At 55.9% G+C, this 21,501-nt stretch carries 21 protein-coding genes and 1 pseudogene; 1 reads left to right on the plus strand and 21 read right to left on the minus strand.

What is annotated here, in order from left to right:
• From fliQ to AAF465_04595, 7 genes and pseudogenes are all read right to left on the minus strand, one after another.
• Positions 1-270, minus strand: a complete 270-nt coding sequence (fliQ, locus tag AAF465_04565; GenBank protein ID MEM7081982.1) for a flagellar biosynthesis protein FliQ — start codon at positions 268-270, stop codon at positions 1-3.
• A 3-nt stretch (positions 271-273) separates the two neighbouring features.
• Positions 274-1,008, minus strand: coding sequence for a flagellar type III secretion system pore protein FliP (gene fliP / locus AAF465_04570; GenBank protein MEM7081983.1), 735 nt, complete (start codon positions 1,006-1,008; stop codon positions 274-276).
• Positions 1,005-1,463 (minus strand): flagellar biosynthetic protein FliO, encoded by a 459-nt coding sequence (gene fliO / locus AAF465_04575; protein MEM7081984.1) that lies wholly within the window; start codon positions 1,461-1,463, stop codon positions 1,005-1,007. The genes fliP and fliO overlap by 4 nt, the downstream gene beginning before the upstream one ends.
• A pseudogene (gene fliN / locus AAF465_04580) lies at positions 1,460-1,789 on the minus strand (flagellar motor switch protein FliN). The gene fliO and the pseudogene fliN overlap by 4 nt, the downstream one beginning before the upstream one ends.
• A gap of 95 nt (positions 1,790-1,884) precedes the next feature.
• A complete protein-coding gene (locus tag AAF465_04585; GenBank protein ID MEM7081985.1) occupies positions 1,885-2,886 on the minus strand; it encodes a FliM/FliN family flagellar motor switch protein in 1,002 nt (333 codons plus the stop codon).
• Between the two features lie 4 nt (positions 2,887-2,890).
• Positions 2,891-3,451, minus strand: coding sequence for a flagellar basal body-associated FliL family protein (locus AAF465_04590; GenBank protein ID MEM7081986.1), 561 nt, complete (start codon positions 3,449-3,451; stop codon positions 2,891-2,893).
• A 166-nt stretch (positions 3,452-3,617) separates the two neighbouring features.
• Positions 3,618-5,171: a flagellar hook-length control protein FliK gene (locus tag AAF465_04595; GenBank protein MEM7081987.1), complete on the minus strand. Its 1,554-nt coding sequence runs from the start codon at positions 5,169-5,171 to the stop codon at positions 3,618-3,620.
• Between the two features lie 225 nt (positions 5,172-5,396).
• Here AAF465_04595 and AAF465_04600 point away from each other — a divergent pair, with 225 nt between their 5' ends.
• Positions 5,397-6,929 carry a GGDEF domain-containing protein gene (locus AAF465_04600; protein MEM7081988.1) on the plus strand — a complete coding sequence of 511 codons (1,533 nt, stop codon included), beginning with the start codon at positions 5,397-5,399 and terminating at the stop codon, positions 6,927-6,929.
• Here AAF465_04600 and fliJ read toward each other — a convergent pair whose 3' ends face one another.
• The 14 genes from fliJ to AAF465_04670 form a co-directional block, all read right to left on the minus strand.
• Positions 6,930-7,385 (minus strand): flagellar export protein FliJ, encoded by a 456-nt coding sequence (gene fliJ / locus AAF465_04605; GenBank protein ID MEM7081989.1) that lies wholly within the window; start codon positions 7,383-7,385, stop codon positions 6,930-6,932. It lies immediately after the preceding gene.
• Positions 7,382-8,800 carry a flagellar protein export ATPase FliI gene (fliI, locus tag AAF465_04610; GenBank protein MEM7081990.1) on the minus strand — a complete coding sequence of 473 codons (1,419 nt, stop codon included), beginning with the start codon at positions 8,798-8,800 and terminating at the stop codon, positions 7,382-7,384. The genes fliJ and fliI overlap by 4 nt, the downstream gene beginning before the upstream one ends.
• Positions 8,793-9,518, minus strand: a complete 726-nt coding sequence (locus tag AAF465_04615) for a flagellar assembly protein FliH (GenBank protein MEM7081991.1) — start codon at positions 9,516-9,518, stop codon at positions 8,793-8,795. The genes fliI and AAF465_04615 overlap by 8 nt, the downstream gene beginning before the upstream one ends.
• Positions 9,511-10,521, minus strand: coding sequence for a flagellar motor switch protein FliG (gene fliG / locus AAF465_04620; GenBank protein ID MEM7081992.1), 1,011 nt, complete (start codon positions 10,519-10,521; stop codon positions 9,511-9,513). The genes AAF465_04615 and fliG overlap by 8 nt, the downstream gene beginning before the upstream one ends.
• Complete coding sequence (fliF, locus tag AAF465_04625) at positions 10,514-12,130, minus strand: flagellar basal-body MS-ring/collar protein FliF (protein MEM7081993.1); 1,617 nt, start codon at positions 12,128-12,130, stop codon at positions 10,514-10,516. The genes fliG and fliF overlap by 8 nt, the downstream gene beginning before the upstream one ends.
• Positions 12,131-12,185: 55 nt before the next feature.
• The gene (gene fliE, locus AAF465_04630) at positions 12,186-12,512 is read right to left on the minus strand and encodes a flagellar hook-basal body complex protein FliE (GenBank protein ID MEM7081994.1); all 327 of its coding nucleotides are present in this window, start codon (positions 12,510-12,512) and stop codon (positions 12,186-12,188) included.
• 54 nt (positions 12,513-12,566) lie between these two features.
• Positions 12,567-13,898 carry a sigma-54 dependent transcriptional regulator gene (locus AAF465_04635; GenBank protein ID MEM7081995.1) on the minus strand — a complete coding sequence of 444 codons (1,332 nt, stop codon included), beginning with the start codon at positions 13,896-13,898 and terminating at the stop codon, positions 12,567-12,569.
• 13 nt (positions 13,899-13,911) lie between these two features.
• Entirely contained in the window at positions 13,912-15,123 is a 1,212-nt protein-coding gene (locus tag AAF465_04640; GenBank protein MEM7081996.1) for an ATP-binding protein, read from the minus strand.
• A gap of 126 nt (positions 15,124-15,249) precedes the next feature.
• Positions 15,250-16,671 (minus strand): sigma-54 dependent transcriptional regulator, encoded by a 1,422-nt coding sequence (locus AAF465_04645; protein ID MEM7081997.1) that lies wholly within the window; start codon positions 16,669-16,671, stop codon positions 15,250-15,252.
• Positions 16,672-17,011: 340 nt separating this feature from the next.
• Positions 17,012-17,326 (minus strand): hypothetical protein, encoded by a 315-nt coding sequence (locus AAF465_04650; protein ID MEM7081998.1) that lies wholly within the window; start codon positions 17,324-17,326, stop codon positions 17,012-17,014.
• Between the two features lie 44 nt (positions 17,327-17,370).
• On the minus strand, positions 17,371-17,766 hold the full coding sequence (gene fliS / locus AAF465_04655) for a flagellar export chaperone FliS (protein MEM7081999.1): 396 nt from the start codon (positions 17,764-17,766) through the stop codon (positions 17,371-17,373).
• A gap of 28 nt (positions 17,767-17,794) precedes the next feature.
• Positions 17,795-19,219, minus strand: coding sequence for a flagellar filament capping protein FliD (gene fliD / locus AAF465_04660; GenBank protein MEM7082000.1), 1,425 nt, complete (start codon positions 19,217-19,219; stop codon positions 17,795-17,797).
• Between the two features lie 159 nt (positions 19,220-19,378).
• Positions 19,379-19,759 carry a flagellar protein FlaG gene (locus tag AAF465_04665; GenBank protein MEM7082001.1) on the minus strand — a complete coding sequence of 127 codons (381 nt, stop codon included), beginning with the start codon at positions 19,757-19,759 and terminating at the stop codon, positions 19,379-19,381.
• Between the two features lie 134 nt (positions 19,760-19,893).
• On the minus strand, positions 19,894-21,309 hold the full coding sequence (locus AAF465_04670; GenBank protein ID MEM7082002.1) for a flagellin: 1,416 nt from the start codon (positions 21,307-21,309) through the stop codon (positions 19,894-19,896).
• Positions 21,310-21,501 lie beyond the last annotated feature (192 nt).

A 21,501-nucleotide genomic window follows, 5' to 3' on the forward strand; every position in this document is an offset into this window, starting at 1 on the left:
TCACCCGACAAGTTGCGGGATGGTGTGGTAAAGACGGCGGGTGAAGTCGAGCATTTTGTGCATCATCCACGGACCACCGATAGCCAATGCCGCCGCCAGCACCAGCAGCTTGGGAATAAAGCTCAGGGTCATCTCATTGATCTGCGTGGCCGCCTGAATCATGCCGATAAACAAGCCAACGGCGAGGGCCGACAGCAACATGGGCGCCGCGATTAACACCGTAAGTGCTAACGCGTTCTGCCCGATGGTCATGACGGTTTCAGGAGCCATAAGTCAAGCGAAGAAACTGGAAGCAAGCGTGCCGACTACTAAGGCCCAGCCGTCGACCAGCACAAACAGCATCAGCTTAAATGGCAAGGAGATAAGCATCGGCGACAACATCATCATACCCATCGACATGAGTACGCTCGAGACCACCAGATCGATAATCAGAAATGGAATAAACATGAGAAAACCGATCTGAAAAGCGGTTTTCAATTCGCTGATAATAAAGCTGGGTATTAATAGCGTGAGTGGCACGTCATCCGGCGAGGCCATTGGCGGGGAATCGGCAATCTCAGACAGAAGCGCCAAGTCCGACTCGCGAGTTTGCGCGAGCATAAATTGCCTTAGCGGAACGCCGGCGGCGACCACCGCTTCATTAAACTCAATATCACCGGCTGAATACGGCTGGATCGCTTGCGTGTTAATCTCGTTTAAAACCGGCCCCATGATAAACAGCGTCAGAAACAGCGCAACACCAATGAGTACTTGGTTGGGTGGCGTTTGCGCCGTTCCCAGCGCTTGACGCAGTATCGATAGCACGATAATGATGCGCGTGAAGGACGTCATGGCCAGCACCAATGCCGGTAGCACGGTGAGCAACGTCATCAGCAGCAGCACCTGCACGCTTAAGGTGTAGGACTGTCCACCATTTTCAGTGGGCGTTGCCGATAGCGCTGGGAGTCCGTCAGCCGACACGGACAGCGAAAACAGCACGGCGACTAACACGCCTGCGACTCGGATCATGAACGGGACTCCGAATGTGGCTGGGCATCGACGCCTTGCAGTGCGCGTTTTAGCTTAGCGCTAAACGATACAGCGTCAACGTCTTCCGAATCAGACAGCGCATTTAGGGGCGCGGCCAATACGTGCAACGTCGTCAACCCCGCCTGACTGGCGCCAACGAGAATCTGCTCTTCGCCTACTTCAACCACGAGGATCTTTTCCTTGGGCCCAAGAGGCAGCGCCGCTGTTACTCGAAGCTGGCCGGTGCTGGGCTGATCGATGCCCTGAAATCGTTTAAACAGCCAAGCCAGGACAAAAATCGCGATGAGCACCAAGCCAAGATTGAGTGTGACTTCAACAAGATTGGTCGTAAGACCCAGTGCTTCTGGCGTCGCGGCACTTTGTGCGTGCGCATGCACAACCGACGCACTCAGCGTCAACGCCATCCATCGTTGAACGTGAGAAAGAACGCTCATGCAGCCGCGTCATCCTTCAGGTTCTTAATGCGTTCACCAGGGCTCACTACATCAATGAGCCGAATACCGAAATTGTTGTCGACCACCACGATCTCAGCCTTGGCGACGAGTGTGCCGTTGACCAGTAAGTCCATCGGCTCGTCGGCCGCACGCTCAAGTTCAACAACCGAGCCTTGATTGAGCTTTAACAGATCGCGAATGGTCATTTGTGTGCGGCCAACCTCGAGCGCTAACGTCACAGGCACGTCCAAAATAACCGCCAAATCGACCTCTTCGGATGACAGACTGGTATCGGTCAATTCATCAAACTGCGCTGGTTCAGCACTGTCGGGGTTAGCCGGTTTGTTCACACCCTCGGGGGTGGTGGACTCCGTGGTCGCGGCTTCTGTGCCGTCGGTTGCCACTGCATCGTGTTCAGAACTCATGAGTTTGCCTCGCTGGATGAAAGGTTTGACTTGCGGTCGGTTACTCGGCCGTAAACGCTGACCGCGTCCATGCCGCGCGAACGACCAAATCGGCCATAGAGCACAGGCGCGTCGTCCACATCCAACTCAATGGTCGACGGCAAATCGATTGGAATAATGTCTCCGGGTGACAAGGCCAGCAGATCGCGTAAGGTCATTGGTAATTCGCACAATGTACCGCTGAGGGCGACGCGTGCATCTTTGATCGCCTGCTGCATGCCGCGTCGAAAGCGCGCGCGTTCGAGCAAACCACCTTGATTGCTCGCCTCGAGGCGGGGTCGTATCGGCTCAATCATGGCAAGCGGCATCGCGACATGACAATCATGTGGCGTGCCCCCAATAGCAATCGTAATACGGACAACGAGCATTGACTCGGTGGACGCGGCCACAGTCACCATGGACGGGTCGGTTTCAAATTTTCGTACCGAGAAATCAAGCGTCAACACATCCGACCAAGTGTCCGCCATAATCGAGAGCAACTGCTCGAGTAGTCGACGAGACATACGCGCCTCAGCCGGTGTAATATCGCGCTCCTCGATCTCGGTCGGATCGCCTTCGCCACCAAAATAATTATCGACAAATCCGTACACCAGGCTAGCGTCGAAAATGATCAGTGCGGTGCCGGGTAGACGCGACTCTTTGAGCGTGTACAGGCAGATGGGGGCTTTCATCGACGCGAAGTATTCGTCGTAGCGGTGACGACGAATCTCACTCAGTGTGACACTGATATCTTTACGAAGCATCGTATAAAGCGCCGTTTGAAGGCGTCGCGTGGTGCGTGTGTACAGCGTGACCAGCGCCGCTGGACAATAACTTGAAACGTGACAGTTTGATTTATACTCAAACGCCGACACGTCGCCGCTAGGTTTGACACCGCTGTTGGTTTTGATCACACCATCCGCGACACCGGTGAGTAGCGCGCCAACTTCCGCCTTGGACAAGACATCGCTATCGCTCATATCGCTACTGCACAACGAACGACGTGAAATACACGCCTTCGATTTGGTTACTGCCGTGATATTGCTTCAGCACGCGGGTGATTTCGTCGAACGCGATCGTCTGCAGTGTTTCGACGCCTTCCGAACCAGCAACAGTCGCGTAATCGACTTCTTGGAACAGTTTAATCAGGTTGTTACGCAATATCGGATGAAACTGTTCGACGCCCTTAATGACCTCTTCATCACGGGCCATCACGTCAATTTTCAATTTGAGGTAATGCGAACCTTCGCCGCGCCCGAGCGTGACCAGCATGTCGGGGTAGAAAGAGAAAAAGAAGGCGGGTGATCCAGCGGCCGCACCATCGCCCATGTCGTCACCGCCGTCCGCGCCTTCACTACCTTCGCTCGCGCCACCCTCTTCGGCCATCGCATCAGCCGGTGGGGGCCCGAATGAAATAATACCGAAGAAGCTCAATCCACCGACCGCAGCGCCGGCGACCACCAGCGATAAGATGACGGGTAGCATGAGCCGTTTAATCAGTGACGGTTTGGCTTCTTCGCCCGCGCTTGCCTCTTCCTCGGCCATGGTGTTTGTCCTTTGCAGTGGGATTGCTCAGTCCAATGCAAACACCGTGCCATTTAGACGCGATCGTTTATTTCTATATATAACAGTAATTTAGGATTTCTGTATGGCCTCAAGGCGTCGCGCATTTGCGTCGGTATTTTGACACGCCGGCAAAAACGTCAACGGCTCAGACAAACTCATCAATCAACGCACGACCACCGCCGATCGGCAGTGCGCCAAGCCGAGGTGCCCCTGGCTCGTGCACATGTCCTCGCCCGTTTTCCGCAATCTCTTTATCACCCGACAGCATGAGTTGCGGATGCGAATTGTCAGCCGATGCATCGGCGTTGTGTTCACGTTCCGCACTACCGTCCGAATCCAAAACATCGGCATCCGCTAACGTCATGCCGTTTTGGGAGAACAAATCCCGGAGTTTCGGCAGCGCGGATTCTAATGCCTCGCGGGCGGCCGGATGCGAGGCCTGAAACAGCAGCTGTGCTTGATCGTCAAATAAGCTGATGCGAACACTGACACTGCCCAACTGCGGAGGATCAAGCCGCAGCTCAGCCTGATTCAGCCCATTGTCGACCATCCACATGAGACGCTGACCCAGGCGTTGGTCCCAGCCGGGCGTACCGGTGCGGGCAAGCGGCGCTAAGTTGGCCACCTGCTGAAGTGCCGCGGTTCGCTCCTGAGCACTGATTTGCGCGGTTCGGAACGGATCGGCCGGCAACGCGCCGTCTTCGGTCAACTCCCCCGCCAGAGCGGCGTCGTCGATGAACGACGCGCCCGTCGCCACCGCGTTCAGTGCGTCGCGACCGGTCAGCGTGTTGGATCGACCAATCCCCGCCCAACCCTGAGCGGGCATCAGCGCCAGCGACTGAAATCCGTTGGGTCCAAGACCACTCGGCAACGGCGACCCACTCAACTGAGCCGGCCCCGCGACCGCCGCTGGCGGCAGATGCCAGCCAGCCAACGGCAACAGGTTGCCGCTCGGTTGCCGCGGTCCACCGGTCGATGGGGCAACCGGTGCGCTTAAGGCGTTGGGCAGAGTCGATCCGCTCACGCCGGCATCCCCGTGGGCAGATAAGGACGCTGAGCCGGACAAACCGACGTATTGAAGCGCGATCCCTTCGCCCGGGCTGGTCGTCGCGCCACTAGCCCCTAATCCGTGCATAGTCAATGTATTAAAGCCATATTGTGATGCAACTTCTGGGTTGGCGGGTGGCACCTTCGGTCCGCCTGTGCCACCGGCGACGGACAGCGTGCCCATAGAGCCAGGATGCGCATCGAAGGGGGCCCCGCCAAGCGGATTCCAACCACCAGGTTGAGCGGCGTCGACAAACACCTGTCCATCGACCAAAGGCATCATAAATAGTTGTTTTTCTTTACTAACTGCGACTTCCTCGAGTGAGACTAACCCATCCTGAGAGGCGAGCGCGGCCAGACTGAAGTGACTGCTTGGCAACGCGTCTGTCGGCAACGGCCGAATGCCGCCGTTCAGCGCTGGTGTGGCGTGAGACAGTCCGTCTTGCCGATGACTCGTAGTAGAGAGGTTCATCGCCTGACTGATTTGCTGTGCTTCTGAAGAATCATCCATATTACTTTGAAAATATTGATAAAACTTCTTGGCATCGTCACTCACATCCGGTGCAAACGAACCGGAACGTCCACCCGGGAGCACGCCCGAAGGTCCACTGAAAATGTGAAAGGCAGAATCGGTTGGTGTGCTTGTACTCACGAAAATCTCCTGAACAAAAGGGTCGCCTCCCGAGAGTTTGCAAATTGTGTGCCATTCGGCCTTTCACAGGTGGCGTACGCTCGACATAACGCCCTAAAAATTCGTCAATTTTTCGACTTCTTTGACTCAAGATCAGGCGGCGTCGGTCGCTATATCGGCTAGGCCGCTAATAAAAGCGTGAATCCCCTACTGACACGGTACCCATCCGCCACCTGGAGTCATCACATGAACGCCGATTTTCTCGCCAAATTGCAAAGTGTCACCAACTTACCCACGCCACCGGCCGTGGCGTCGAGCGTGATTGCCCTTGCTCAGAAACCCGAAGTGGCCATGGCCGATCTGGCCGAGGCCATCACGTGTGATCCGTCGCTCACATCCAAAGTGATGCGGGTGGCGAATTCGCCAATGTATGCACAGAGACGCCAATGCGGCAACCTGCAACAGGCGCTTGTGGTGCTCGGCATCAACGCGGCGGTGACGCTGGCCTTGGGCTTTTCGTTGATGCCCATGCTCCGACGCTCACCGACTGAGAATCGACACCTGGCGTATTCCTGGAAACGCGCCGTGCTCTCCGCGGTGTCCGCGCGCGTGATTGCCAAGCGACTCAACATTCGACAAGCCGAGGATGCGTTCCTAGCGGCTTTGCTCCAAGACATCGGTATCATGGCGATCGACCGAGTGAGTCCAGATTTTTATCAAGACTCTGATTCTGTGTTTACGCAGCATCAAAAACTGATTGCATTCGAGAATAAATACCTCGGTGGCGACCACGCCGAAGTGGGCGCCTGGCTCATTAATCACTGGGCGCTGCCCGGCTACCTACAGCGCGCCGTCGCCGCGAGTCATGATTTTGATGTGCGTAATGAAGACGTCACGCAGGAACGGCTGCTGCGTACCGTTGCTCTGTCGGGCCCCGTTGCCGATTTATGGCTCAAAGAGGGCGACGAGGTTGAAGGCTTTACCGAAGTGGCTGACCTGGCGCGCGACGCGGTTGGCATGGACAATGAAACCTTTGCGCTTGTCATGAGTGAAATCGGTACCAACATTCCGGATATGGCCGCCACCTTTAAAACAGAGTTACTGTCCGAACACGATGCACAGGCAATTGTTGAGCAGGCGCAGGAAGCGCTTACACTGCGTAACTTGGTGTCGATCAACGAAGTGGCAGAGCTGGGTAAAAAGACGCGCCAGCTGCGCAACCTTGCGTACGAGCTACAGCAGGAAAACCAGCGCGACGCGCTGACCAACGTGTCGAATCGCGGCCACCTCAATGACACCCTGTCCAAAGGGTTTAAACACGCTAAACGATTCGGCTGGACTCTGTCGATCGCGTTCATCGATCTGGACGGTTTCAAACAGCTTAACGATCAATACGGTCACCAATTCGGTGACGATGTCTTGCAACGCATCGCAGATTGTCTGTCGGGCGCCGTGCGCTGTACCGATACCGTTGGTCGTTATGGAGGTGATGAATTCGTGCTGATTCTACCGGGTGCCGACGAAGAAGGCGCTGAAGTGGTCGGTGATCGGGTGGTAAATGCGTTACGCGAAGTGCGTCACGATCCTTCCGATAACGAGACCCTCATTGTCACGGCATCGATCGGCCTGGCTACGCTCAATGAGTCTTCCGCATTCTCGACGGTCGCCGAATTTGTGGCCGCTGCCGACAAAGCGGCCTATGCCGCCAAATCCGCGGGTCGTGATCAGTATGCACTCTATCAGCCGGATGGCAATTCCACTCTGGCCAAAGAAGCCTAGTTAAGGCGTATGATCTTTGCCGGGACGGCGTATCGCATGCCGCCCGCTTAGATCATCAAGTTGTTTCTGCTCCTGACGTAACGTCTCATGTCGGGCCGTTTCTTCACGTCGATCGCAGAGCTTTTCGACCGACTGTGTTTTGCGATGTCGGGCTAACCAGCGCGCGCGCAGAGCGAGTCGCTCTGCTTCTGCACGCTCAATTAACTGTTCTTGCTGATGGATGGCTTCATTGAGTCGCTGCGCAAACGCCTGCTGATTTTGCAGCCGACTGGGATCGCAGCGATACCCACCCCGAATTGAGGCGGTATACGCCTCACGATGTTCGCGAAGCTGCGCGAGTTGCGTTGTCGCGGTATCGATTTGTTGTTGAAAACGCCCCATTTCCCTGGCCAACGCCTCTTCTTGACGCGCAAAAACGTCTTTGACCAGCTGAAGACGCTTGGGATCCGATTTCATGAATGAGTGGCCGGATTATTCGGCGTGTGACTGAGCGCGGGCAACAGGGCGCTCAGTTCAGTAATGCTTTGCTCTGCCGGCACACTCGCGTGCATATCCTGGGCCAGAAACTGCACCATTCGGGGCCAGCTCTCGATGGCCCGATCAATGAGCGGGTCGGTGCCCGCTTGATAAGCACCGACATTGATCAAATCTCGGTTTTGTTGGTACGCGCTATACAATGTTCTGAACTGTACAACCCAATCGCGATGCTCGTCGGTCACAATTTGATTCATGATTCGACTGATGGACGCTTCGACATCGATTGCCGGATACAATCCCGACTCCGCCAGTTGTCGAGATAACACAAGATGACCATCCAAGATGGCCCGCGCTGCATCGGCAATCGGATCATTGTGATCATCCCCTTCTGTTAGCACGGTATAAAAAGCGGTGATCGATCCTTGGCCGTCATCGCCGTTGCCGGCGCGCTCCACGAGCCGCGGCAACATGGCAAACACGGAGGGGGGATAGCCTTTGGTTGCTGGCGGCTCGCCAATCGCTAGCGCAATTTCGCGCTGTGCCTGGGCAAATCGTGTTAGCGAATCCATCAACAGCAGCACATCTTTGCCTTGATCGCGAAAATGCTCTGCGATGCTGGTCGCCAGTTTTGCGCCGTGCATGCGCATCAGCGGTGAATGATCGGCCGGACTGGCTACGACGACGGCTCGGCGCATACCGTCTTCACCGAGTGTATCTTCGATAAATTCTTTCACTTCGCGGCCGCGTTCTCCGATCAACCCCACCACAATCACATCGGCCGTAGTGAAACGCGTCATCATCCCCAGCAAGACACTCTTGCCAACGCCACTGCCCGCAAACAGGCCCATTCGTTGGCCGCGTCCCACAGACAGCAGCGCGTTAATCGAACGCACACCCACATCCAACGGCTCACGCACAGGGCGTCGCGACAAAGGATTCACCAGTGTTCCAGTCAACGATGTGCGATGGTCGAGCCGCAGCGCACCTTTCCCATCCAACGGTCGACCCTCGGCGTCAATGACTCGGCCCAGCATGGCGTCACCCACGGCAGCCTCACCCGCTACACCGGATGGAATGACACGCGCATTCGGCACCACGCCGCTCATATCACGGGTTGGCATGAGATAGAGTTTGTCGCCAGAAAATCCCACCACTTCGGTTTCGACTCGCGTGGCATCGGGTGCGACAACCTGGCAACGCCCGCCAATCGGCGCCCGACAACCAGCGGCTTCGAGCGTCAATCCAACGACGCGGCGCAGGACACCCTCCACCACAAGGGTCGGCGCGTCGGCAAGGCGTGATTCGTAGTCCGCTAGACGCGCGGCCCAGATTCGCTCTCTTGACGGTGTGTCAGACGCGTTCAATGCAACAGGCTGTGTCGTTGAATCAGTCATCGGGAGTCGATTGATCCGTGTGGCCAGGGAATGAAGGTGCTTGGTTTTCGGAGTCCGCCGGCGTGCCCGTTGCGACTGACGGGCGTGTACCGACGTCGGTCGTACGTGGCGCGTCGCGCTCGTCGCCCAAGAGTGTCGCTACGAGCGTCGACATCCGCGACTCGATGCGCGCGTCAATATGCGAAAACTCCGACTCCACGCGACACCCTCCGCGTGTCAGAACCGGGTCTTCTTCGATTGTCCACGCCAAGTCGCCGTCCGCGGGTTTGAGCAGCGAGCGCACCAGTTCGGCGTCATCTGGATGAAGTCGCACGCGCACATCGCGCGAGGCAATCGGCAGCGCGGCCAAGGCGTCGCGCACAGCGCCGATCACATGAGCGGGCTCGGTCTTCAATTCTCGACGGATAATGTGGCGCGCCACGACGAGTGCAAGTTGCACAAGCTGCCGCTCCACGCAATCGTCCAGTGCTGCAAACGGCTGAGCGAGTTGATTGACCATGCCAGCAAGACGTTGCGCGGCCTGCAGTGATTGCTGCTGTCCAGCTTTGAGGCCTTGCTCGAGTCCGGCTGCATAGGCCTCGTCGTAGGCTTGCTGCTGCAACAGCTCCAGTTGGCGTATTGACATGCCAGGCGAGGCAACTGAACCGGAAACGGCAAAATCGGGCCCTTCCCATCGATCGATATCCGCGTCTGGCTTGGTCGAGGCGGCGTCAGACAAACTCGTCTCCACCACCGGATGAAATCACGATGTCTCCAGCTTCTGCCATGCGTTGCGCAACCGTAAGAATGTCGCGTTGCGCTTCTTCAACATCACTGAGTCGGACAGGCCCCTTCGCTTCCAAATCCTCACGCAGCATTTGTGCTGCACGCTTGGACATGTTGCGATAGATCTTATCCTGCATTTCGGGGTCCGCGCCCTTCACTGCCAAGCCCAACGAATCGCCAGAAACTTCACGCAACAGTGCCTGAATATGGCGATCACTCACGCTCAACAAATTATCGAAGACAAACATCAACTCTTGAATGCGCGTTACAAGCTCACCGTCGCGACTATTGAGATGCTCAACCACCTGTTCTTCTTGACTCTTGGCCAGCGCGTTTAAGATACCCGCGGCGACTTTCTCGCCACCAATTCTCTCCGATTTGTTATCGGTGCTGCCCTCCGATTGCTTGTCGAGCATCGCTTCAAGCTCACGAAGCGCGGACTGCTGGACGTCATCGAGCTTGGCAATGCGAAAAACAATGTCGCCACTGAGTTCTTCGGGTAGCAAGCTGAGCACGTCAGCTGCACGATCCGGATCAAGATACGCCAGGACAATCGCAATAATCTGAGGATGCTCGTGCCGAACCATTTCAACAATGGAACGCGTGTCCATCCAGGCAAGGGCCTCCAGACTCTTACTTGTTCCTTCGGCAAAAATTCGATCCAAGAGCGTGTTGGCCTTCGCTTCACCGAAGGCGTTGGTCAGCAGGTTGCGAATATACGCCTCACCGCCTGCACTAATACCAGCCTGATCTTCCAGTGATGCGTCCAGCGACTCGAACACGGTTTCCAGTTCGTCTTTGCCAATCTTCTCCAGGCCGCTCATCGCCATGCCGAGCTTCTCCGCTTCGCCTGGCGCCATGAGCTTGAGTACGTTCGCGGCGTCTTTCTCGCCTAACGACAGCAGTAGAATGGCGGCACGATCCGTACCGTTAATTGACGCGTTATTTCTATCCATCTTCAGCCACCCAGTTTTTGACGACGCCTGCCACACTTTCAGGACTGTCTGCGGCCAGCTTTCGCGCGTTTTCGATGCGTTGTTCAACCGGTATTGGCGGGGCCTCGTCAACGGTTGCGACCGCGCCAGAGTCCTCCACCGCCAGCATACGGCCCGTAGCTTCGCCGGCGCCGGCATAAGCGATTTGCGGCGCTGACGCTGCCTGCATGAGGCTGCGCGTCATCGGTCGCAGCGCGCCAAAGAACAGCACGAGCACCAACACAACACCCAGACCCTGCTTGAGCAGATCTCTAAACATCGGGGTTTCCCATATTTTTGGTGCTTCCGGCGGCTCGCCGGGATCGAACGTCTCAAATGACGAATTGACCACTTGAATACTGTCGCCTCGTGCCTCATCAAACCCTACCGCTTCACGCACGAGTGCATTGATTTGCTGCAACTCTTCGTCGGAGCGCGCCGTCTTCGTGACGTTGCCCTCTTCGTCTGTAGACTGACGATCGTCGACGATGACGGCAACGGACAATCGACGAATCTCACCGGACGCTAAACGCGTATGACTCACGGTTCGATCAACCTCAAAATTACGGACGGCGTCGCGCGTGGTATTGATCCGCGATTCAGGTGTGGCGCCCGCGGTCGCCTCATTACCGCCGACAGGCGGCTGATTGGTCAGTGCACCCGGCACGCCTTGCGCGTCAGCGCTGTCTCCACGACGTTCGGAGATACTGGTGGTTTCGCTGCGTACGGCAGAGCGCTCCGGATCAAACAACTCACGTGTTTCTTCGCTCTCGGTAAAATCGAGACTGGCGACGACTTTGGCGCGCACTTTGCCGACGCCCACGATCGGACTCAACAGCTCTTCAATGCGCTGGACATAAACGTCTTCAACCCGGCTGGTGTGCTCGAACTGATTGGCCGACAACGCATGGTTGCTCGACATATCCGGGGAATTGAGCATACGGCCCGTTTGATCCACCACCGTGACACGCTCGGCCGCGAGACCGTTGACACTGCGCGCGAGAATATAGACGATGGCGGCCACTTGCTCGTCGAGCAATCGTCGGCCAGACAGTACATCCAACACGACTGACGCAGACGTTTGGCCACGATCACGAACAAACACCGAGTCTTTTGCCAATGCAATGTGCACACGGGCGCTGCGGACCGGGTCGAGTGCCGAGATGGTTCGGCCCAGTTCCGTTTCTAGGCCGTGGTTGTAGCGCTTGCCTTCAACAAACTGACTGACACCGAAGCCCTGCTCTTCCTTAAGCATTTCAAGTCCGATGCCGCTCTCGCGGGGCAATCCATTTGAGGCCAGTTCCATCCGCGCGACATGCACTTTTGCAGCGGGCACGGACACCATACCTTGTCCCTCAATGTCGTACGGGATGCCTGCCGCCTCGAGTGCCTGAACGATTTCTGCCACCTCGCCATCCGGTAGATTCGAGGCCAGCACATTGTAATCCGGTGTACTGCTCCACATGATGACCATAACGCCGAGCGCGACGCTCGCGGCAATCGCCACCATTGAGATGAGCTGCCGCACGGCGGCATTCGCGAGTAGACCCTGTAACGGGCTGGACGGGTTTTGAAGCGTGACGCTGTCCATTTACGCAATCTTTCCTTATAAGTGTCTGACGGTACCGACGAAACTGTAGTGCCAATTAAACCGGCATATTCATGATTTCCTGATACGCGGTAACTAGCTTGTTACGCACTTCGGTCATGGCGCGAAAGGATAAGTCGGCTTTCTGCACTTGAATCATGACTTCGGTGAGATTGCTTGACGGATCACCTTGCTCAAACGACTGCGCCATGGTCGCCGCGGTCTTTTGCGTATCGCTGACTTTTTGAATGGAGTCTTTGAGTAGTACATTAAAATCGGCGTTATCACTCACACCTTCGGGTCGGGCTGGCGGCAATGACTTCTCTAGCCGAGCCGTGGTCACACGCATTTGTGCCAATAGAGAATTAATGTCGGTCGTGCTCATAGCGGGAAAAACCTCCTGTCACTTTTCTGACGCATTACTGTGCCCTAAAAGTGTTTAAGCAAATTTCGAGCCAAACCGGTCAGGAATGACGATACCAGCATCGCGAAGCCGCGCAATTTTATAGCGCAACGTACGCGGACTAATGCCTAAGCGCTCTGCCGCTAGCTTGCGATTACCATGATCCGCGGTCAACGCTTCGAGTATCAGCGTTTCTTCTTTGGTTTTAAGGTCCTCTTTGAGCACGCCTGAAGACGATTCGAGTGTTGCTGTCCCCTGCTCAAAACACAGATCATCGACATCCACTTCGTGCCCGCCGAGCAATATCAGCGTGCGCTGTACAAGATTGTCGAGCTCCCGCACATTGCCAGGCCAGCGATGTGCGCGAAGCGCCGTTTTAGCGGCTGCAGTTAAGGTTACTGGCTTACCGTTTACTGGCTGTTGTCCGACGAAGCGTTCGACTAACGGCACAACATCGTCGGGGCGTTCGCGCAAGGGCGGCAGAGCCAACGGAAACACATTTAGGCGATAGAACAGATCTTCGCGAAACGCGCCGCGATCGACGTGTTCGCGCAAGTCTCGGTTGGTCGTCGCCAACACGCGCACATCGAGCGGTATCGTGACTTGACCACCTAGTCGCTCAAGCTCGCGCTCTTGCAGCACGCGCAGCAGCTTAGCCTGCAAAGCTAGGTCCATTTCTGAAATTTCATCCAGCAACAAGGTGCCACCCTGAGCCTGTTCAAATTTTCCGGGCCGCGCTGTGGTCGCGCCGGTAAACGCCCCTTTCTCGTGACCGAATAGCACTGCCTCAAGCATGTTCTCCGGTATCGCCGCGCAGTTGATCGCAACAAACGGTCCCGTGGCCCGATCAGAATGCGTGTGAATATATCGTGCAAAGACTTCCTTGCCCGTACCACTCTCGCCACTGAGCATCACCGTGGCATCACTGCCCGCCACCCGAGTCGCCAGGGCTAACACGTCTTTGGTACGCGCATCCTCTGCAACGAGTCCCTCGTCAGACGATTCAGTCGGCATAAAGCGATTGACCGTTTCAGAGAGCGTGTCGGCGGAAAACGGTTTAACCAAATAGTGACTGGCCCCCATTTCCATCGCTTCAACCGCTTTTTGTATGGTGCCAAATGCTGTCATCAGAATGACCGGCACATCAGGGTATTGGGCTCTTGCGCGTGCCAGAAGATCCGCACCATCCATTTTCGGCATTTGTACGTCACTAATCACCATCGCAACATCATCGGTATGCAGACACTCCAGTGCCTCATTACCATTGCCAGCGGCTTGCACGGCGAAACCTTCTATTTCAAGTGTTTCTGACAGTGCTTCGCGCAGCTGCTCATCGTCTTCAACTATTAATACCGTTTGTGAACTCATTCACTATATTCCTTTATTGGCAAGCGGCGACCAATCGGTCAACGAGAGAGGGACAGCGTGATGCGGCGCGTCCGGCATCGCTTGGCAGTGCTTCGTCCGCGTGCCGATTGAGCAAGATGCGAAAGCGGGTGCCGTTGTCCACATGACTGTCGACCTCAATCGAACCGGCATGGGCGTCGACGGTCGACTTGACCACCGCCAATCCAAGACCGGTTCCCGACGGTCGCGTTGTATAGAAGGGTTCGAAAACGCAGCTCAATTGGTCCGCCGGAATGCCGGAACCATTATCTTCAACGCGAATTTCGATAGCCGCAGAATCCGGTTGCTGCACCGAATAGCGCACCACGGAACTGCCTGCTTGAAGTGCGTTGGTGCCCAAGTTGCACAGCGCGCCGACCAACGCCTCTCGATTTCCCGAAAATGGCGCCGGCTCATCCAAAAGGTCTACATGGATACGCTGCCCTTGATTGAGTTGAGGTTCGAGCATTTGCTCAACTTCGCTCAGCAACGAGGCCGCGGACAGACGTTCATTGTGGTGACCCTCGTCGCCGCGGGTAAACCGCAGCAGGTCATCCACCATCTGTTCAAGCTGCGTGACGCGGCCGCCGATCTTTCCAGCAAAGCGTTGTCGCTGCACATCGGACACCGCTTGCCGTTCCAGATGCGAGCTATACAGAAAAATGGCTGACAGCGGCGTGCGAATTTGGTGTGCGAGTCGCGCGGACATTTCACCCATCGCAGCCAGTCGCTCGCGACGGGACAACATCGTTTGCAAGGCGTGTTGCTCTGTCACATCGGTTAAGAGCAGAATGTGACCTGGCTCGGCCACTAACGGACGGCGCGACACACTGATGCGACGGCCATTGGCTGAGTCAAATTCGCTGGAGCCGACTGAGCGAAGACGTGACAGTACGTCCTGCCACGATCGGGTGGTCAACGGTCCACCTAAGATTTCAAGGGCCGCGGGGTTGTGGTCGACGATCTTCCCTTCGCCGTTCAACACCACAACCCCTCCTGGTAGCGCTTCGAGTAAGCGCGCCAGACGACTGGCTAGCCGTTCCTTTTCCTTCAGCTGGCGAACGCGTTCGCTGCGAGCGGCAGCGAGCTGTTCGGATAAATCGTGTACCTGTTGCTTAAGCGCCTGATAGGCGGTTTCGAGTTGGGCCGACTGCTGATTGAACGCGGCAAACGCCTGCTCGAGTACTTTCGGTTGTGCTGATTGCATATCGGACTCTCTTTGTGGCGCTCACGTCGTTGTTCGAAAATTCGCAAAACGTATTTTGCAAGTATGATGCCAACTTGAGATTGCCTATAAAAACAGTCGCTTTCCTAACCCTCCATTCCGCGCGCGTCAATTTCTTGACGAGTGTGCGGGCGATTCAATTTCATATTTGCGCAGCTTTTCAACCAGTGTCGTGCGACCGAGATTTAGCAATCGCGCAGCACCCGCAACCGTGCCATTTGTCGCATCGAGTGCTTGACGAATGAGATGCTTCTCGACGCCGCTGAGGTGCTCACGAAGATCAAGACCTTCGCCAGGAAAACTGCCGCTGTCGGTCGGATTCAAATGCAGTGGCTCGTCGTCTGCGCTGTCGTCGATCCGATCATCAAAGCCGTCTCGATAGCGCGCGGGTAGATCGTCAATGTCGATCTTTCCTTGCGAATTTTGAATGGTAAGCCGCTCGACCAGATTCGACAGTTCGCGGATATTGCCTGGCCAGGGATAAGAGGCCAAAGCGGTCATCGCCGCGGTGGTCAGGCGTAAGCTGCGTCGCCCATCACCTTCTTGCTTCAACATCAAGTCGTTGACTAACTCTGGCAAATCCGTTTGTCGCTTGCGCAAGGGTGGCATTTCAATCGGAAACACGTTTAGTCGGTAAAACAGATCGAGGCGGAATTCCTTTTTCTCAATGGCCTCCTCCAAACAGCAATGCGTTGCAGCCAGCACGCGTACATTGCATCGACGGGTTTGGGTGCCACCGACTCGCTCGTAACAGCGCTCTTGCAGCACACGCAGTAGCTTTACCTGCATCGACATACTCATATCGCCGATTTCGTCGAGAAAAATGGTGCCGCCTTCCGCCAACTCGAAGCGGCCCTTACGGCTGGTCAGAGCACCGGTAAACGCACCCTTCTCATGCCCAAACAGTTCACTTTCCAATAGCTCGGGCGGAATTGCGCCACAGTTGATCGGCACAAACGGCATGTCGGCGCGCGAAGAATTCTCATGAATGGAGCGTGCGACCACTTCCTTACCCGTTCCCGATTCGCCCGTAATCAACACCGTACTGTTGTGCGGAGCCACTTGATGAATGAGCTCGCGCACACGGGAAATACGCTTTGAGCGGCCTGTAGGGGTGAATCGAAGGTTTTGGTTCTTGCGACGATCGCAGCGCTCAGCACGCTCCAGTAGCTGTGCCAGACGCGGTGTTTGGACCGGTGAATCCATCTTCCAGGCACGTTTGGGATCCAGTTTGCTCACCAGTTGCATTAGGCCCGGATCATCCGCGCTGTCGGATATCATCAAAAACGGTATCTTGCCATGACCGGGTCGCCCAAGCTTCAAGAGCGATTCGAGTCGATCGGTCTCGGACACTTTGCCGAGCATGACGGCAAGATAGTTACTGCGAGACTCGATGCCCGGTAGTTCCGCCATGTCGGTGACGACCACCGGCTGATAGTCGATTCCCTCAAGTGTTCGGCTGGTGTGATGCGCTCGTTGAATGTCCTGATCGACAACGAGCACTTTGGACGCTGAACTGGTGGCCTTCATATTCGATTTCCTTATTGTTTTGGCGGCCGGTGCGACCCGGCCCATTCCCTTTATGGTTTGACTTAATAGTGTGACGTTTTCAGCACAGTACGAGCGAAGGCCGGCTCGAATCTGTGAACGCAATCACACAAGTTTCTGGATCGGCAATAACCCTATAAGGGAAACCCACTAAATTGGCACAATATGTAAAGAAAACTCCTAAGGTTTATCGGAAACCACTTGTCTAGACACGACATGGTTAAGGGGAAAAAACGCGCAGAATGCGCGGGCATTGGCTAATTCGACGTCGGACATGAGCGATGTGTTGCCAGCCGTAGACGGGGCATCAGTCGCCGTATCGTTATACGCACTCCGCGTAGGCGGCCACCGCTTGCTGACCCACCTTAATGTGATCCACCGACGCGACGAGTTCTTCGCGACGCGTGCGGGCGAGCATGACCACCATGTCAGTGTATAAACGCACTTGCGCCAGTCCCGCGAGCACGTCAGCGGTCAACGGCTTGTCGCCTTTTCGTGCCTCAAACCAGGCAAGCAGTTCGCGCTGCTCACATTCAAGCTCGACGACATGATCCCATGTGCCATTGGCGGCCGACTCGGCCAGTTGACGACTGACCGTCAAAAGCTGTGCGAGTACATTTTTGATTGACTTGTTCATATCCTTGTCACTCTTCTATCCAGTCTGCCGTCGTCGCCGTTCGACTACGCGTGCTCCGCGATCGCCGTCCACGCGCCACGAATCTCACGCACAAGTCCCGACACTTCATCGAGTATCGGTACGTCGTTGCTGAGATTCGCCTCGACGAGTCGGCGACTCATGTATTCATACAGGTTTTCTAGATTGGTTGAGAGCTCGCCACCCGAGTCGTGATCGAGGCAGGCACGAAGCCCATCAACAATCGCAACGGCCCCTCCGATATGCTCGCCCTTCTCGGCGGTTTCACCGCGCTGCATATGACCTTTGGCAATCGCGATTCGCGCGAGCGCACGCTCCATCAGCATATCGATCAACTTGTGGGGATCAGCGCTCTCCACAGCCGTTTGAGCTCGCGTTGAATGATAGTTGCCGAGTGCACCCTGTGAAGCGAAATTATTCATAAATTTTTTTCCTAATCTTGCGCCAACGCTACAGACCGTTGTTAGGCAAAGAATTGAGTTGTTGAGCCAAAAAATTACTGGTGTTGGTTAACTGCGAGACGATACTGTCGAGCGCGGAGAACTGGCGCAAATAGCGTTCTTCCACCGAGGCCAATCGCAAATTCAGTCGATCGCGTTGCTCGGTAATCAAATCTATCGACTCTTGCAGACCGTCTGTTCGAGTATCGATGCGGCCGCCGGTTTGCGTATAGGGCTCCAAAATGGCGTCCAGGCGGACCGCGAATCCGTCGGCATCGGCAAACAACTGCCCCACACTGTCGAAATCACTCGACAGGCTGTTAGTTAAAACCGTATCGTCAATGCTCAACTTACCGTCGATTTCGGTCGTGATACCCACGACCGATAGACTGCGGTAGAAACCGTAGCCTTGCACACCGCCGCCACCCATTTCGCGTCGCAGTGCGCTACTCACATCACGTAACGTCGCATCGCCAAGTAGTGTTGACGCGGTATTGGTTTCGGCATCAAAACTCGACAAGCCGTTAAACGCATCGAGTAGTGTGTTGTAGCTCTCGACAAAAGTACGAATTTTATCCGCCGCAACCGTTTGGTCATAGGCGATGGTTAATTGTGAAGTGGACCCTTCGCTGGCCGAAACCAGGTTAATCGTGACGCCGTCAATCGCGTCCGAAATTGAATTGCTACCGCTCGTCCGCGTGAACGTATCCACCCGAATCTCCGCATCCACCGCTTCTTGCAATTCGGTCATGGTCGGCGCACCCACATGCGCACCAAATTCAAGTGCGGATAAGCCGCCATCACCGCCCTCGGCGATCACCGTAATTTCGTTCTCGACTCCTGTACCGGTCGCGGTTAACACCAGGCGCGCGCCATCTTCCGCTTCAACAATCGAGGCACCCACGCCCCGATTATCGTCCGCATTATTGATCGCATCGCGAATGGCCTCCAGCGTGGTAGTCGGCAGCGGCACCGGATCATCCGGGTCGGTTGGTGGCGGCAGGTCTTCGGCGATGTTAATGGAAAAACGATTAAGAGGGTCACTGCCAAGCTGAATCGTAAGCGTTCCGAATCCAACCGATTCTTCCGCGCTCGTAAACGCTTCCGAGGCAAGTTTATGCGATTGCGCCAAACGCACCACTTCGACGTCGTAGCTCGACGGTACCGCGGAGCTGGTGGCCGTTGCGGTGAACAAAGCCTCGTTCGATGACGTCGTGGAACGCGATCGAAAGTCGTCAATATCTTTAATGGGGTCTAACGCGCTTTGAAATTCAGCGAGCGCGCTTTTTAGGCTGCCGAGCGCGGACAGTTGAGACTGAATGCTCGCCTCGCGCGTCGACAGCCTCAAAAATCCCGGTTGCCCTTCAGCAGCAACCAGCTGCGAAACGATCGAGGCAACGTCCAGGCCAGAGCCAATCCCTTGCGCAGTAATCAATGTTCATCTCCTTGCAATTCAGTCAGCGCATAGCGGCGCGATTTGGGCAAACGTCTCCCTGGCGACGACTCGTGCCGTCGCAGAAATGGGATGCATCCCGAATGTTTGCAACAACTGTGCCAGCAGCGATATCGAATCGCGCTGGTGGCCGATGCGTTGCTACACGATGTCGTCGATCAGATTCATTGCTGACGTGTCGCGGCTGCGTGCCCGCTCCATCGCCTCTTCGCTTGGAATCTGACGCACCACTTCCTCGGTCTCTGGATCCACTACCTTAACCACTGTCGTGCCGCTGTCCGAATCGATTTCGAATTGGAGTTCACGGCCTAGGTTACGAGAGTGCTCGGCTAGTTTTTCAACCGCTAGACGAAGATCCGCTTCCTGTTGAGCGGTGTCGGTGGGTGCAGTTTCTGGCTGTGTTTCGCCGGGAGGCGGCACTTGTTTGCCGCTCTCGGAATGCGCAGCGCTTTTGCTTTCTCCCACCGAATAGGGACGAGGTGTGTAGGTCACCGAAGTGACGTTGCTGACTTCATTTGTCATGGTACTGCTTCCTATAGCTTGCAGCCCGACTTACAGTCCGTTGCGTACGGGTAACCCAGGCTTTTCCCTTAAAGAAGGGACCCTCCGGGCGGAGTGAATGGTGGCCCGGAGGGTTTTCTTGCTACTCAGTCCAATTAACCCAAAAGACTCAGGGCAACCTGGGGCTGAGCGTTTGCCTGTGACAGCATGGCCACGCCGGCCTGCTGCAGGATCTGCGCCTTGGTCAATGCAGCCGTTTCGGCAGCAAAGTCGGCGTCCTGGATTCGGCCTCGCGAGGCCGCTAGATTTTCATTTACCGTCTGGAGGTTAACGATGGTGGACTCAAGTCGATTCTGGATAGCACCCAGATCACTTCGGAATGAGTTCACCGCTTCCAGCGCTGAATCGATACGGTTGATCGCATCGTTCGCACCGGCAACATCCGTGATAGCCACGTTGTCGAGCGTCTGTGAGTCTTTGGCGATAACGGCACCCAAACCGAGTACGGCGACATCGGTACCGGCCAAAGAAATATTCTCTGACGCACTCAGGCTGATTTGACCGGTGGTGGTTTCACCATCGGCGTCAGCAATCGCGTCATCGATACCACCCGCACCGGTGTTTGTCAGTACTTCCGTGATGTCAATGTTGCGGCCGTCCAACGCCGTGAAGGTCATTTCACCCGCTGTGCTATCAAACGCGGCTGTCACGCCCGTGCTGCTTGAGAACAAGTTGATCTGCGCAGCAACATCGGCACCTTCAAGGTCTCCGGTTGTACCTAGATCGGTTTGACCGGCGGCATAAACGGTAACGCCATTAATCTCGAGGTTGTACGTGTCGCCGGCAACACCGGATACCGTGGTGAAGTCGTCGGTCACAACGTTGGTCGCCGTCGCGGTCAGTCCCGGTACACCAGCTGAGTTAATCGCCGCGACCACGTCCTGGGCGCTCCCGGATGCAGAGGTGCCGATTTCGACCGGTGAGTTAGCACCCACCGTGATCGTCAGGGCACCGGTTAGCGGACCACCTGAGACATCGCCGGTGGCGCTCGCGATCTGGCCCAGTGCTCCTGAGCGAGCGTTGGTGTTCAATCCCAGGGCAATGGTTTCACCTACGTTGGCACCCACCTGAAAAGTGGCTGAACCGGCGCTTCCGTCAAGCACACGCAGGCCATTAAATGTGGTTTGTGTGGCAATTCGATCGATCTCATCGATCCGCTGCTGCACTTCCGCGTCCAATGCAGCACGGTCAGAAGCCGAGTTCGTGACGTTAGCCGATTGCACGGCGAGCTCTCGAATGCGCTGTAGGTTGTTGGTGAGCTCGGCCAGCGCGCCCTCCGCCGTTTGCGCCAAAGAGATGCCGTCATTGGCGTTTCGCATGGCCTGATCGAGACCGCGAATCTGAGCAGTAAAGCGCTCAGAAATTGCCAAGCCAGCCGCATCGTCCTTTGCGCTATTAATACGCAGACCGGTCGACAGTCGCTGCATCGCCGTGTTCATCGCTCCCTGCGAGCGACCAAGATTGCGCTGCGCATTGAGTGATGCCACGTTAGTGTTAATGTACTGAGCCATTTCAATACTCCGTTAGTTTAAAGCTAGTAGTGTGTAAGCGGATCGACAATTGAATTCGCTGTACAGTGTCTATAGCGGCGCGATCGATCATTACTTTAGAGTTTTGAAATGGAATTGCGTCATGTTTTTGACGCTTTGTTTTTATTATGTATATCAGTGGTTTATAGGGTCTCGGCGCATACTGTAGCGTAT

The organism is Pseudomonadota bacterium, from assembly GCA_039028935.1.
GTDB lineage: Bacteria > Pseudomonadota > Gammaproteobacteria > Steroidobacterales > SZUA-146 > SZUA-146.